13 protein-coding genes are annotated in these 13893 nt (G+C 62.2%); 5 read left to right on the top strand and 8 right to left on the bottom strand.

Features of this window, described 5'->3' with window-relative positions:
* Positions 1–172: 172 nt before the first annotated feature.
* Both ACN50D_RS00345 and ACN50D_RS00340 read right to left on the bottom strand, forming a co-directional pair.
* Positions 173–1006, bottom strand: coding sequence for a DUF3626 domain-containing protein (locus ACN50D_RS00345; protein ID WP_007727410.1), 834 nt, complete (start codon positions 1004–1006; stop codon positions 173–175).
* A 7-nt stretch (positions 1007–1013) separates the two neighbouring features.
* Positions 1014–2150: an FAD-dependent oxidoreductase gene (locus ACN50D_RS00340; protein WP_007727411.1), complete on the bottom strand. Its 1137-nt coding sequence runs from the start codon at positions 2148–2150 to the stop codon at positions 1014–1016.
* 74 nt (positions 2151–2224) lie between these two features.
* Between ACN50D_RS00340 and ACN50D_RS00335 the strand changes: the two genes are divergently transcribed.
* A complete protein-coding gene (locus ACN50D_RS00335) occupies positions 2225–2905 on the top strand; it encodes a TetR/AcrR family transcriptional regulator (protein WP_007727412.1) in 681 nt (226 codons plus the stop codon).
* A 12-nt stretch (positions 2906–2917) separates the two neighbouring features.
* On the opposite strand, the gene ACN50D_RS00330 is transcribed toward ACN50D_RS00335, so the two are convergent.
* A complete protein-coding gene (locus ACN50D_RS00330) occupies positions 2918–3829 on the bottom strand; it encodes a LysR family transcriptional regulator (protein ID WP_030535095.1) in 912 nt (303 codons plus the stop codon).
* Positions 3830–3920: 91 nt separating this feature from the next.
* On the opposite strand from ACN50D_RS00330, the gene ACN50D_RS00325 reads away from it, so the two are divergent.
* Both ACN50D_RS00325 and ACN50D_RS00320 read left to right on the top strand, forming a co-directional pair.
* Positions 3921–5006, top strand: coding sequence for a TDT family transporter (locus ACN50D_RS00325; RefSeq protein ID WP_042449826.1), 1086 nt, complete (start codon positions 3921–3923; stop codon positions 5004–5006).
* 74 nt (positions 5007–5080) lie between these two features.
* A complete protein-coding gene (locus ACN50D_RS00320) occupies positions 5081–5722 on the top strand; it encodes a dihydrofolate reductase family protein (protein ID WP_003940771.1) in 642 nt (213 codons plus the stop codon).
* Positions 5723–5769: 47 nt separating this feature from the next.
* Here ACN50D_RS00320 and ACN50D_RS00315 read toward each other — a convergent pair whose 3' ends face one another.
* The gene (locus ACN50D_RS00315) at positions 5770–6078 is read right to left on the bottom strand and encodes a rhodanese-like domain-containing protein (protein ID WP_003940684.1); all 309 of its coding nucleotides are present in this window, start codon (positions 6076–6078) and stop codon (positions 5770–5772) included.
* A gap of 85 nt (positions 6079–6163) precedes the next feature.
* Here ACN50D_RS00315 and ACN50D_RS00310 point away from each other — a divergent pair, with 85 nt between their 5' ends.
* Positions 6164–7003 (top strand): CPBP family intramembrane glutamic endopeptidase, encoded by an 840-nt coding sequence (locus tag ACN50D_RS00310; RefSeq protein WP_039972807.1) that lies wholly within the window; start codon positions 6164–6166, stop codon positions 7001–7003.
* Between the two features lie 33 nt (positions 7004–7036).
* Positions 7037–7927 (top strand): dienelactone hydrolase family protein, encoded by an 891-nt coding sequence (locus tag ACN50D_RS00305; protein WP_007727417.1) that lies wholly within the window; start codon positions 7037–7039, stop codon positions 7925–7927.
* Here the strand turns inward: ACN50D_RS00305 and ACN50D_RS00300 are convergent.
* The 4 genes from ACN50D_RS00300 to ACN50D_RS00285 form a co-directional block, all read right to left on the bottom strand.
* Complete coding sequence (locus ACN50D_RS00300) at positions 7914–8921, bottom strand: zinc-dependent alcohol dehydrogenase family protein (protein WP_007727420.1); 1008 nt, start codon at positions 8919–8921, stop codon at positions 7914–7916. The two genes, ACN50D_RS00305 and ACN50D_RS00300, sit on opposite strands and share 14 nt — an antisense overlap.
* Positions 8922–8977: 56 nt before the next feature.
* Positions 8978–9748, bottom strand: a complete 771-nt coding sequence (locus ACN50D_RS00295) for a glucose 1-dehydrogenase (protein ID WP_003940866.1) — start codon at positions 9746–9748, stop codon at positions 8978–8980.
* A gap of 14 nt (positions 9749–9762) precedes the next feature.
* Entirely contained in the window at positions 9763–10110 is a 348-nt protein-coding gene (locus ACN50D_RS00290) for a hypothetical protein (RefSeq protein WP_007727425.1), read from the bottom strand.
* Between the two features lie 234 nt (positions 10111–10344).
* Complete coding sequence (locus ACN50D_RS00285; RefSeq protein WP_007727426.1) at positions 10345–13632, bottom strand: error-prone DNA polymerase; 3288 nt, start codon at positions 13630–13632, stop codon at positions 10345–10347.
* Between the last annotated feature and the right edge of the window lie 261 nt (positions 13633–13893).

Genomic DNA, 13893 nt, shown 5'->3' with positions numbered 1-13893 from the left:
GCATCCCTTCGACCGAGGATCAAGGTCGACTTCTATCTTCGGATGCAGTTGTTTCGGGAGTTCATGCTCGATGTTGCGTATCAATCACTCTTTCCTCACCGCGCCCTTCGGACCGATGTGCGGTCCCGGGACCGGCGGTCGTCGACGGGCAGCTGTACGCGAATGCCCAGTTCTACGCTCTGCCGCCGAATCGAGCGATGTAGTGCCAAACCTTCTTGACGTCCTGCGGATCGAAGGATGCACCCCGTGCGAGCCCCAGTACGGCAGGCGTCAGCCGCCTGCCGTGCGCAATTTCTCGGGCAAGGTCGATCACGGCCGCTCCCCGGTATTCGGGATGTTCGGCTATCTCGTCGACATCGACCGCGTATCCCTCGTGCCACAGCACCGGGCACGTGAGCGAGTGGGCGATCTCTTCGATCAGTGTGCCCCGGTAACTCGGATCCAGAACGAGCGCCTCGACGTCCGTTCCGATGTCGACGGCGCCGTGGACGTGCGCCTCGATGTAGTGGTCGAGCGGATCGTCGAGCTCGGCAGCCCGTGCGGCGTCGACCAAGCTCATCGCTTCGGCCGTTCCGAAGAGATCAGGCTCGAAGACGCTGTCGGGAAAGCAGAAGGTGGTGCGGTCGAGTGTGTGCTCGGCAAGCCGGAAGTAGGACGAGCCGAACCGAGGGGATGCCCCGTAGGGATCGGCGGAGAAGTTCAACGCTCCGTACTTCGGCCGTTCCGAGGGCTCTCGCTCGTCGTAAGCTCCGCCGAATATCCGACTCTCCCAACGCCAACGATCGCCGCCGTGATGCGCCGTCAGTCCGCCGTTGCTCGTTCGAGTCTCGAACTGGGTCACATAGGTGCCTTGACGTGCGATCGAGGCCAGTGTCAGACCACGTTCAGACGGGAGGTCCGGATGAAAGTGCAACGTCACCCGGTGATTTCGATCCAACGGGCCGCCCTTCGAGAGACCGCTCACGTGCGCAATCGCGGCAGACCAAGGAGTGGAATCAACAGGCATTCGCCCATTATCCGGATATGGAAGCAGCGCCGGTGAAGAAATCGACCAGTGAATACGGTGTGCCTTCACCGAGGCAGAGATCAAGGATCACGTGCGAGTCCGCGGCCTCGGATGCGCTGCGCACGAACATCGCTTCTTCGTACTCGGCGAGTGCCCCTTCGATGTCGTCGGGGTGCGTGGCGATCGCCTTTCCCAGTTCGGCGCCGTCGAACATCGCCAAGTTCGCACCCTCACCGGACGGGGACATCAGGTGCGCCGCGTCACCGAGAAGCGTCACCCCAGGCACGCGATCCCATCGGTGCTCGTCGGGAAGTGCATGGATCGCGCGCGGAATCGGAGCGGTTTCGCCATCGGTGATCAGCGCCGTGAGTTCCGGTGCCCAACCGTCGAACTCGGCCGCGACCCGCGCTGTCGCAGCGGCGGCGTCGGTGAAATCGATACCGGCAAACCACTCCGCCGGACGGTTCAGCTGAACGTAGGTGTGCACGATGTCTCCCGCCTCTCGATGCGCGGCGATCGCTTTTCCTGGTGCGGGCGCGTACATCGCCCCGTCCCCGACGGCTTCGGCTGCAGCCGAATGCTTCTCGTCGACGTCGTAGAGGTAGGTCTCGACGAACGTGGTGCCGACGTATTCCGGCTTCGCATCGGAGAGCAGCGGCCGGACCTTCGACCAGGCACCGTCTGCACCGACGAGAAAGTCGGTGGTCACTGTCGAACCGTCGACGAAGGTCAACTCGTGGCGATCATCTCCGAGCGAGCGCACAGTGTCGACTTTGCGTCCCCATTCGATCGTGTAGTCCGGAAGGGAATCAATCAGGATTCGACGGAGGTCGCCGCGCAGCACCTCGGGACGTGCTCCCGTGCCGTCGTCGGGTTCGTCGAGGAGCACGGCGGCGTGTTGATCGAGTACGCGCGACGCGGCGCCGCCCGCGTGGATGATCGCGCGGAACTCGTCGGTAAGGCCGGCAGCGTCGAGCGCGGCCTGACCGTTGTGTTCGTGGATGTCGAGTTGACCGCCCTGCGTGCGAGCTTCTGCCGACAGTTCCGCCTCGTAGATCTTCGACCGAATTCCATGAACGTGAAGGACACGCGCGAGGGTCAGACCGCCGAGGCCCGCCCCGATGATCGTTATCGAGTTGCTCATGTTTGTTTCCTTTCAGGCTTCGATTGGAACGTCGTTCCAATGACATCTTGGAACGGCGTTCCAGATATGTCAAGATGGTTCGCATGGCGACCAGGAATCAGCGGACCGAACGACGTACGGATGCGCTCTCGAAGGAGCGAATCGTCGAGGCTGCGATCGAGATCCTCGACGACGAGGGCGAAGCCGCGCTGACATTTCGCGCACTCTCCGCACGCCTGGCAACAGGTAGCGGGGCGATTTACTGGCACGTTGCCAACAAGAGCGAACTGCTCGCCGCGGCGACCGACGACGTCATCGCCCGCGTGACAACCGGTGCAACCGAAGGTGCAGCCCCACGGGAGGCGATCCGGACCATCACCCTCGGCGTGTTCGACGCGATCGACGCCCACCCCTGGGTCGGCACCCAACTCTCACGTGAACCGTGGCAATCAGCGGTGATGCAGATCTTCGAAAGTCTCGGCGAGCAACTCCAGGCGCTCGGCGTTCCCGAATCGGCACAGTTCGACTGCGCGTCCGCGCTCCTGAACTACGTGCTCGGTCTCGCCGGACAGTACGCCGCGGGCGCCCGTCTGCTCCCCCGTGAGACAGATCGGTCCGCTTTCCTCGCGGGCGTCGCCACGCGATGGGAAGAACTCGACTCTGCGAAGTACCCGTTCCTCAATCAGGTGACGGCGCAGTTGCGCGACCACGACGACCGAGAACAGTTTCTGGCAGGCATCGAGCTCATCCTCGCGGGGATCGACACCGTCCGATAGCGGCCGTAGCCGTCAGCGTGAATGAACAGCGGTGTTGGATCCGAGCGCTATATCGAGGAAATCTCTTGCCGCACCGCGCAATCCGCGATCGGGATCCCAGACGGCTTGGAGTCGACGCGGCATCCGCAAGCCGTCGACGTTGACCGCGACCAGTCGGCCGTCCGTCAGGTCGGCGGCAACTGCCAGCGACGACAGAACAGCCGGGGCGTTGCCTGCCACCACCGCAGCCTTGACAGCGGTACACGAGGTGAGCTCGAGCAGCGGCGGCACACAATCGGGAACAGCATTCTCGAGCGTCAGGCGCGTACCGGACCCTGATTCTCGCTGAATCAGCGGTGTGCGTGCGAGTTCCTCGACCGGAACGGGCACACCATTCGCCCAGTCGTGTCCCGGCGGCACAACCACGACGAGGTGATCACGCGCTACTTCGCACGACGCGAGCGCCGACGGCACATCCGGCCCTTCGACAAATCCGATATCGGCCTGGCCGGCCTGAACTTGAGCAGAGACGTCCGAGGAATTGTGCAAGCTCACCGACGCCACGACGTTGGGGAACTTGTGCCGCATCGCGACCGTCCATCCGGGAACCAGATACTCGGCGATGGTCATGCTGGCGGCAACCGTGACGGCAGCATCACGTTCACCGCGAAGTGCGGCAACTCCCGATGCCATTTCCTCGGCACTGACGAGGATGTGACTTGCCCACTCGAGAATCAGACCGCCCTCGGCGGTGGGACGAACACCGGTCGCCGCTCGATCGAACACCTTGATTCCGAGTTGGCGTTCGACCGAACGCACCCGGGCGCTGACCGCCTGCTGACTGAGTCCGTGCTCCCGGCCGGCAGCACCCATGCTGCCCAGACGCCCTACGGAAAGGAGGACGTCGAGGGCACTGAGTTCCGGCACCCGAGGAGACAACGACATAGTCCCAAGATTAGACCCACAAGGCGAGTTTGTGGGCATTCAAGAACAACCGGTCTACCGGTACGGACCGGATGAGACGACAGTGAAATACATGACCACCACAACGAGTTCCACCTTCGCCCACATCACTCCGAACTGGTTCGCGGCAGCGATGGGAACGGGAATCGTGTCGGTGGCCGCCGCTTCGCTCGAACCGGAGATCGAGGGCTTGAAACTGGTCTCCGAGATCTTCTGGGTTCTGGCGGTTCTCGTACTGTGCGCCTTGATCGGAGCATTTGCCACCCATTGGTCACAACATCGATGTCAGGCCCTCGCCTACCTGCACAGCCCCGCGATGTTCCCCTTCTACGGCGCCGTCGCAATGGCACTGCTGACCGTGGGATCCGCAACCGGCATCACCGGCCCGGACTTCCTCGGCCACGACGTGGCGATCACCGTGTCGCTGACACTGTGGACACTCGGCACGGCACTCGGCCTGGTCACCTACGTCGTGATGATGATTCGACTCGTTCGAGATGCCGGGATGGCGACGGCAATGCCGTTCTGGCTCATGCCCGTCGTACCTCCGATGGTCTCGGCCACCACCGGCGCAGCGGTCAGCACCCACATGCCCGAAGGCGCTCCACGCATCGCGGTACTGGTTTTCTGCTACATCCTGTTCGCTCTGGCGCTGACCGCCGCCATCGGCATTCTGGTAGCCGTCGCCAGGCAGTTCGCACGCAACCGTTCGGCCGGCGTCGACGTGATCCCGTTCAATGCCATTCCCTCACTGTGGATTCCGTTGGGCGTGATCGGACAGTCGATCGCGGCATCCAACCTGTTGGCCGCCGCCTCACGGCATGCACTCAGCCCCGAGCATGCCGACACCCTGCACGAATTCGGGATCGCCTACGGAACCGTCGTCGGAATCATCGGCGTGATCGCGTTTGTCACCGTCACCGTCGTCACCATCCACGCACTGCGCCGCGGCTTGGACTTCTCGCTCGGCTGGTGGAGCTTCACCTTCCCCATCGGAGCATGTGCCGTCGGAGCGAATGCCTTCGGAGTCGCCACCGGTTCCACCCTGATCCTGGGAATCGCACTTGCCCTGCTGACCGTACTGATCCCCATCTGGGCAACCGTCGCGGTCAGGACCGTCCGGTCGATCCGCAGTGGAGTTCTACCGGCGGCTGCATGAATTCGCACCGATGAGTTTTGGCTCGCCGTACGGTCTGTACTCACGTAGACCATTGTCGAGAGCAGGAGTACACGGTGAGTCAGTTATTGCGAGTGCAGAATTTCGGCGTTTCGAGTGACGGAATAGCCTGCGGTCCGGACCAGAGCTTCGAGAGCCCGTTCGGCCTGGACCACGGTGAAATGTTTGCGTGGGCAGGAGCTACGGCCAGCTGGCCCAATCGCACCGATCCCGGCGGCAGCCGAGGCCTCGACGACTATTTCACGCGGGACTTCTCCAACAACATCGGCGCCGAAATCATGGGCCGCAACAAATTCTCACCCTACCGCGGCCCTTGGGAGAATCTCGAGTGGCAGGGCTGGTGGGGCGACGAGCCACCGTTCCACACCCCGGTTTTTGTCTTGACCCACCACGTGCGGCCGTCGTTCACGCTATCGGACACGACATTCCACTTCGTCGACGCCGACCCCGCGACGGCCCTCGCGCAGGCACGTGAGGCAGCGCAGGGCAAGGACGTTCGACTCGGCGGCGGAGTCAGCACTATCCGTGAATTCCTCGACGCCGATCTGGTCGACACGATGCACATCGCTGTCTCCCCGATCGAATTCGGATCCGGTCTACGACTGTGGGAGACACCTGACGAGTTACTCGACCGCTTCAACCTCGACGTTGTGCCGAGCCCGAGCGGCGTGACGCACCACCTGTTCTGGCGGAAGTGACGTGTTGGGGCAGCTCCGTAAACGGGAGCTGCCCCAACAGTTACGCACTATTCGCCGGTCTCGACCTGGCGCCCCGACTGGTACCACGCCATCGTTCCACCGGCCACCGAAACGGCATTGATGCCGCGAGCCTGCAGATACTCAGCGGCTTGCAAGCTCCGACCACCGACGGCGCAGATGATGTACACCGTTTCCGCGTCCGGAATTTCACCCACGCGAGAGACGAATTCGCTGAGCGGAATGAGCGTCGCACCGGGAACTCGGACCTGAGCGAACTCGTCGGCCTCACGGACGTCGATCAACGGCTCACCCGCTGCCAAAGCCGTGTCCAGTGCATTCAAATCGACTTCCAACATTTCTTCTGCGCCTGCCTTCGTGTTCGCTGCTGTCCGAATAGACGGTACCCGGGCGTTTTCGTGCAGCTCCCTTTACGATCTGACAATGACCAATACGGTTCCCGAAAAGTCCGGTTTTTGGAGTCGCCCCACCGTGTGGAAAGTGCTCCTGCTGATCGTCGTCTACCTGGCGTTCTATCTTGCTGTCGGGCAGGTTACCTCCAGGGTTTTTGCAGACCAGATCGACACGGACAATGTCGTGGCAAGCGCCTCCAGCATCCTCCTCGGCGTCGCATTGCCCATCGCGATCGGCGGGATCGCCCTGCTGGTTTTCACGACAAAGGTCGGCTGGCTGCGCGGCGTCTTCGGCCCACAACCCATTCGTGGGCGGGGTTGGATGTGGATCGGTCCGATCATCGTGGTCGCCGCCATTGTTGCGCATCTGGCGGGAACCGATTGGAGCGCCTGGACCACCGGCGAGGTAATCGCCCTGCTGGTGCTCGGTGCGTGCGTCGGCCTGACCGAGGAATTGGCCACCCGTGGCCTGGCAGTGAAGATGTTGCGCGACGCCGGCCACCGGGAACGCTTTGTCGCCGTCGTGTCTTCACTGGTGTTTGCACTCATGCACACCGTCAACCTCATCGCCGGGATGAAGGCGTCAACCGTTCTGGTCACCGTGGTCTACACCTTCGGTTTCGGTATGTGCATGTACCTGACAATGCGTGTGACGGGCACGATCTGGGCCGCAATCGTGTTACACGGCCTCACCGACCCCACCACAATTCTCTCGACCGGCGGGCTGGACACTTCGGTGACCACGGAAGTGAGCGGCGCCGCCGCCATCACCTCTCTACTGACGGTCCTCTTGGTCGTCTTCGGGGTGATCGCCGTCTTCCTCATTCGAGATCGAATCGGCGAAGATCGGCACACACCCGTCTCGGCCTGACCGACCGCGACCGTACAAGACATACTTGTGCCCATGCCTTCTCGAACCACGTACTCGTTCGCCGTCGTGACTGCATCGTGTCTGCTGGCACTCTCCGGTGCCGTCACTCATGCCACCGCGGGGGTTCCGACAACTCCCGAAGTCGCGACCACCGAATCCATCGCGTCGGAATCGATCAGCGATCTGTATGCAGCCAAGGGTGCGCATGAAGTGGCTGCCGATTCAGTTCCCGGGTACCAACTGTTCTACCCAGCCGGCTTGTCGTCTGATGGCAATCGGCATCCCGTCGTCACCTTCGGCAACGGCAGCTATGCGACTTACGAAGAGTACGAAGCGCTCCTGCAGCATCTCGCTTCTTGGGGTTTTGTCGTTGTGGTGGCCGACAGCAGCGTCACCGGCGACGGGACGGAGATCTTGGGGGCTGCCCAGTACGTCGTCGATCAGAACACCAACGCTGAGAGCATTTTTCACCAGCGGATCGACACCGACAACATTGCCTCGGTCGGACACTCCCAGGGCGCCGGTGGCGCGATCAACGCGGCAACCCAGTCCGCGAATCTGATCACCGCCACGGCGGTACTCGATTTGCCTGACCCGTGGTGGGCCTCGCGACCTGTCGACGTGATCGACGTGGCCCAGTTGACCGGACCGACGTTCTTCATGACCGGCGCCGACGACCCGGTCTCCACCGCCGATCCGCAAGCTGAGTACTTCGACAAAACCGCCGGACCGGCGGTCCGCGGCAGACTGCTTGGCGTCGGCCACAATTGGGCCGCAGATGGCGAAGGATTCCGGGGCTACCTCACCGCGTGGCTGAGATTCACCCTGAGCGGCGACCAGACTGCCGCACGTGCATTTGTCGGCGACTCGGCGGAAATCCTCACCGATCCCCGTTGGGACCGGCAAGCGATCAAGGGTTTGTGATGACGATCTTGCCGTAGGCCTGCCCGGATTTCTGCTGCTCGAAAGCGTCAGCGAGGCGGTCGAGGCTGTAGGAAGAATCTATGACGGGACGAAGCGCCAGGCTCTCCAGCCCGGCGACCATCTCCTCCTGATGTGCACGACTGCCCACCAGAACACCTTCGATGGTGACCTGTTTGGTCAGTAGCGAAGTCAGGTCGATCGACGACGAGGGGCCGTTCATGATGCCAAGCGCGCAGATTCGCCCGCCTGGTCGGACTGCCGCCAGAGATTGGCCGAGGGTGGACGGCCCGCCGACGTCGAGGACGAGGTCGATCCCGCCGCTGAGCCGCATCGCTTCCGAACCCCAGTCCGGGCGCTCACGGTAGTTGACCACGTGATCGGCACCGAGCTCGACCAATCGTGCCATCTTGTCGGGGGCCGACGACGTTGCGATCACCTGAGCTCCAACAGCTTTGGCCAGCTGGACGGCAAACAGCGCCACCGTGCTGGTCCCAGGGATCAACACCGACGACCCCGGGATGATCGGGACTCCGGCAAATAGTGCGCGCCACGCTGACAAACCTGCGGTGGGCAAGGTAGCGGCTTCCTCGTAGGTGTAGTTTCGCGGCATCACTGTCACAGCAGATACCGGCACGGTGACGGTGTCGCGGGCGAACCCGTCGACACCGTCACCCGGCGAATTTCCGAATCCGTCGAAATCCGGTGTGCCGCTCCGCCAATGCGGCAAATAGGTGCTCATCACGCGATCTCCGACGCTGAACTGCGTTACGCCGTCTCCGACCGCAACGACCTCCCCGGCAGCATCGGACAACAGGATCCGCGGACCGTCGGTTGCTATCTCTCCGGTCGCCACGAGGTAGTCATGGTGGTTGAGCGAATTCGCGTGGATCGCGATCGTCACCTCACCCGCACCCGGGCCCGGGGTCTCGATCGTCCTCGATTCGAGGTTGTTCAATCCTCCAGGCGGGAGTACGTACACGGCGCGGTTGGTCATGGTGTGGATCCTCGCACGAATGGTGATCGGGTGACGTTCGGAAAGGGTTCTGCTGCTCAGAGGAGAGAAGCGGTGAACCCTCCGTCGAGAACCAGGCTGCTGCCGTTGCACCACGACGACTGGTCGCTCGCAAAGAACACTGCGGCGGCGGCAACTTCCTCGGTCCGGCCATAGCGCGTCTGCTTCGTGACCATCAAGTCGTCGAATCCCCCGGACTCGAGGCCGAGGGCATTCTCGAAATCCTGCTGGTGACTCTTGACCAGGTCGGTATCGATGAATCCGGGCAGCAATGCATTCGCGCGGATTCCGTGGAAGCGAAGTTCGGCTGACAGGGTTTCGGTGAGATTGCGAACTGCTGCTTTGGCTGCGGCATAGCTGCCGATCAAAGGCGAGCCGGTGGTCGACGAGATCGACGAGATGTTCACGATCGAACCGCCACCGGATGCGACGAGAGCGGGCAGCGAATGACGCACTGTCAAGAACACTCCATCGAGGTTGACCGACATCACTTTCCGCCAGTCCTCGAACGAGGTCTCGATCAGCGGGGTCGTGGTGGCGATACCGGCGTTGGGTACTACGACGTTCAGTCCGCCGAACTCTTCGACCGCTCTGGCGACGAGATCCTTGACCTGCTGTTCGTCGGTGACATCAGTTGTGACAGCGATAGCTCCGTCGATCGAGTCCGCCACTGCCTGTGCTGCGCCACCGTTGATATCGGAGACCACGACCCTCGCGCCCTCCGCCCCGAACGCCCGGGCAATGGCGGCGCCGATTCCGGCACCTGCGCCGGTGACAATTGCAACTTTGTTCGCGAGAAGATCGGACATGTCAGCGTTCCCCTTCAATTCTCGGTCGGGACGTAGAAAAGCAATTCGGGTCCGGTGTCGCCGGTGGTCGCGATGGCCTCGGACATGTCGAGAGTTCCGTCGCCCAAAGCACTTCCCAACGCCTGCGCGGTGCCCGCGAGATCTTCCGTGTCGAGTTGATAGATGCTCAGGTAGCGGCGCGCGGGCAATGCATCCTCGGGCAGCAACTGCACATCCGCCAGGAAGAATCTGGAGGCGGAGACAACTCCGGGCACTCGTTCGACGACCTGCGGAATATGCACGTCGTCGTACCAGCGGTTGAACGCATCCTCCGAAGACGGATCGGCGGGGTGTACGTGTGCGACGAGAATCGCTGTGCTCATGAAGTTCCTCTTCGACTCGAAGTGCTTTTGGTTCAGCGCGTTTGGAAGGCGACGATATTCACGCGCAAGGCAACTGACCGCGGCTGCGTGTGGTGAATCGATCGCGCTCAAGCGACAACCCTAGGGAGCAAATGTGACCCGCACCATATGCTCGGAGGTCAGAGTTGAGCTCCACATTTGTCCTCTCGGCACAAAACTGTCTCTCGGCACTAACACGGTGGCCAGAATCAGGCGTTAACGGAAGTCTCGCGATTTGGCCGTAACTCGCAGATCCATCAGCTGCATCCGGTCTGCCACGACGGTGACAGCGCCTTCTGCATTCTGCACCTTCCCTCGAATAAGCAACGCCGGCGCCGTATTTGCCAATTTTCGGTACTTTGCCCACAACCCCACCGAACACACGACGTTGACCATGCCGGTTTCGTCCTCGAGGTTGATGAACGTGACGCCCGCAGCTGTGGCCGGACGCTGCCGGTGTGTGACTGCTCCCCCCACCAGCACACGGTCACCGTCCGGGATGTCGAGAAGTCTCGACGCCGGCACCACGCCGAGCGCGTCGAGCTGTGGGCGGAGGAATTGTGTCGGGTACGTGTCGGGAGATACTCCTGTCGCCCAGACATCCGCCGCCGCTAATTCGACGTCGCTCATGCCGGGCAGGGTGGGAGCTGTGACCGACGCACCGATACCGGGCAAGCGGTCGGGGCGCTCCCCCGCCGCAGCGCCCGCTGCCCACAGCGCTTCTCTACGCGAGATACCGAAGCTGGCTAGCGCACCGGCGGTCGCCAGCGATTCAGCTTGTGCGGTAGTCAGTTCCACCCGCCCGGTCAGATCGAGAAACGACGTGAACGGTCCACCGAGGTCGCGCTGTTCGACAATTTTCTCGGCGAGTGCATCGCCGATGTTGCGCACTTCCCCCAGCCCCAGCCGAACCTCGAATCCACCTGCCTCGACGGTGGCATGCGCGAGGCTGACATTGATGTCTGCACCGTGTACCTGCACTCCGTGCCGGCGCGCATCGGCAACCAAGGACTGCGGCGAGTAGAAACCCATGGGCTGCGCGCGCAGAAGTCCGGCGCAGAACGCAGCGGGATGATGAAGTTTGAACCACGAGGAGTAGAAGACCAGCGCGGCAAAACTCTGTGAATGGCTTTCCGGGAAACCGAAATTAGCGAATGCATACAGCTTTTCGTAGATCCGGTCGGCAACCTCGTCACCGATGCCGTGTAGGTCTCGCATGCCCTGATAGAACCTCGCGCGCAGTTGTTCCATCTTCTCGGTGGAGCGTTTCGATCCCATTGCCCGACGCAATTGATCGGCCTCGGACGGCGTGAAGCCCGCAACGTCGACGGCCATCTGCATCAACTGTTCCTGGAACAGCGGAACCCCCAACGTGCGTTCGAGTGCCTTCTCGAGCGACGGATGGTCGTAGGACACAGGTTCGAGTTTGTTGCGCCGACGAATGTACGGATGCACTGATCCGCCTTGGATCGGCCCCGGACGGATGAGCGCGACCTCGACTACCAGGTCGTAGAAGTTTCGAGGCTTCAGACGCGGCAGTGTCGCCATCTGCGCACGTGATTCCACTTGGAACACACCCACCGAATCTGCCCGCTGCAACATCTCGTACACCGCTGTTTCCGACAGATCGAGTTGCGCCAAATCGACTGTGATGCCTTTGTGTTCGGCTACCAGGTCCATCATGTAGTGCAAAGCTGAGAGCATGCCGAGGCCGAGCAGATCGAACTTGACCAGCCCAGCGGCAGCGCAATCGTCCTTGTCCCATTGCAGGACACTGCGATTGGCCATCCGCGCCCACTCCACCGGGCAGACGTCGGCGATGGGACGATCGCAGATGACCATGCCGCCTGAGTGGATACCGAGGTGCCGCGGATAGCCTTCGATCTGCGCCGCCAGTTCGAGTACCGGACGCGGAATATCGGTATCCGCATTCTTGTCGATACCACCCCACCGGCCGACCTGCTTACTCCACGCATCTTGCTGTCCCTGCGAAAAGCCCAGCGCCCGAGCCATGTCCCGCACCGACGACTTTCCTCGATAGGTGATGACATTGGCGACCTGCGCGGCATACGTACGCCCGTACTTCGCGTACACGTGCTGGATCGCCTCTTCCCGGCGGTCGGACTCGATGTCCACGTCGATGTCCGGCGGGCCGTCACGTTCAGGCGCAAGAAACCTCTCGAACAGCAGTTTGTTGCGAACCGGATCGACATTGGTGATGCCGATCGCGTAACACACCGCCGAGTTCGCAGCGGAACCTCTTCCCTGACAGAGGATGTCGTTGTTCTTGCAGAACGACACGATGTCATGCACCACCAGGAAATATCCGGGAAAGTTCAATCCCTCGATGATGGCAAGTTCATGTTCGAGCTGTTCGTATGCCTTCGGTGCACCTTCCGGCGGTCCGTAGCGTTCCAGCGCCCCCACCATGGTGAGCTCACGCAACCACGACGCCTCGGTATGCCCGGCTGGCACGTCGAACGGTGGCAATTTGGGCGCGATGAGCTTGAGATCGAAAGCGCACTCACGACCAAGATCGGCGGCACCACTGACAGCCTCGGGATAGAGCGAGAACAGTGCCGCCATCTCCGCGCCGGACCGCAGGTGCGCTCCGCCGGTAGGGGCCAACCATCCTGCTGCCTCGTCCAAGCTTTGACGCGACCGTACAGCCGCCATTGCCATGGCGAGGCGTCGACGCGGAGGAGCGGCGAAGTGCGCGGCGGTGGTCGCCACCGTACGTAGTCCATGCTCTCTCGCCAATTCGGCCAGAACGGCATTGCGCTCGTCGTCCTCCGCCAACCCATGATGAGTGAGTTCCACCGACACTCGCTCCGCCCCGAAACGCTCGACCAGATCCCCCAAGGCATCCGCCGCTGCTTCGCGACCACCCGACGTCAAGGCTTGCCGCACATGACCTTTCCGGCACCCGGTCAGGATCTGCCAGTGGCCACCGGCTGCTTCGGTCAGCACGTCGTAGTCGTACTGCAGTTTGCCCTTCTCGCCGCCCGCCAGATGCGCGGCAGCGATCTCCCGCGAGAGCCGGCGATACCCTTCCTGCCCACGGGCAAGTACCAGGAGGTGCGTTCCACCGGGATCTGCCGTGCCGGTTCTGGGTACCGAATCCAGAGACAACTCGGCCCCGAACACGGTGCGCATTCCCCATTCACGTGCGGCTTCCGCAAACCTCACCACGCCGTAGAAGCCGTCGTGATCGGTGACGGCGATAGCTTCGAGCCCGAGACGCACTGCTTCCTCGACCAGCTCTTCCGGCGGTGATGCACCGTCGAGGAAACTGAAGGCCGAGTGAGCGTGCAGTTCTGCGTAAGGAATTACACCGGCACCACGGGTGAGCTCGCCCGCGTGGTACTCGCCGCGCTTTCTTGACCAGGCGGGGCTGTCGCTTCCATCGCCCGGAAACAAATCCTCATGTTCCACACGGCCGGGTCGTCCGGAAAGCACCCGTTCCATCTCGGACCACGTCGGCGGCCCATTTCCCCAACCCACACTGACCTCGCACCTGATCGAGTCGGCCGTCAGGGACGACCGACTGCTCGAGGATGCCGAAAGGGAAGACGCACCACATGCATCGAACTGATGTTCGATGCAGATTCAGTCTGACAGGTCACTCACCCACAGTCAACAGAGCGAATCTCAACCCTCACCGTCTCGTCACATTCAGATGTACGCATGTCTGCACTCCGTTCACTTTCGCCCCAGATCATTAGCGGCGTTCATAATCTCCATCCATACTGTTTCCAGGAGTAC

The sequence above is a fragment of the Rhodococcus sp. SB1D genome, from assembly GCF_048573875.1.
GTDB classification, from domain to species: domain Bacteria; phylum Actinomycetota; class Actinomycetes; order Mycobacteriales; family Mycobacteriaceae; genus Rhodococcus_F; species Rhodococcus_F qingshengii.
The sequence above is the reverse complement of the archived record's forward strand: the minus strand, read 5'-3'. Positions and strand labels throughout refer to the sequence as shown.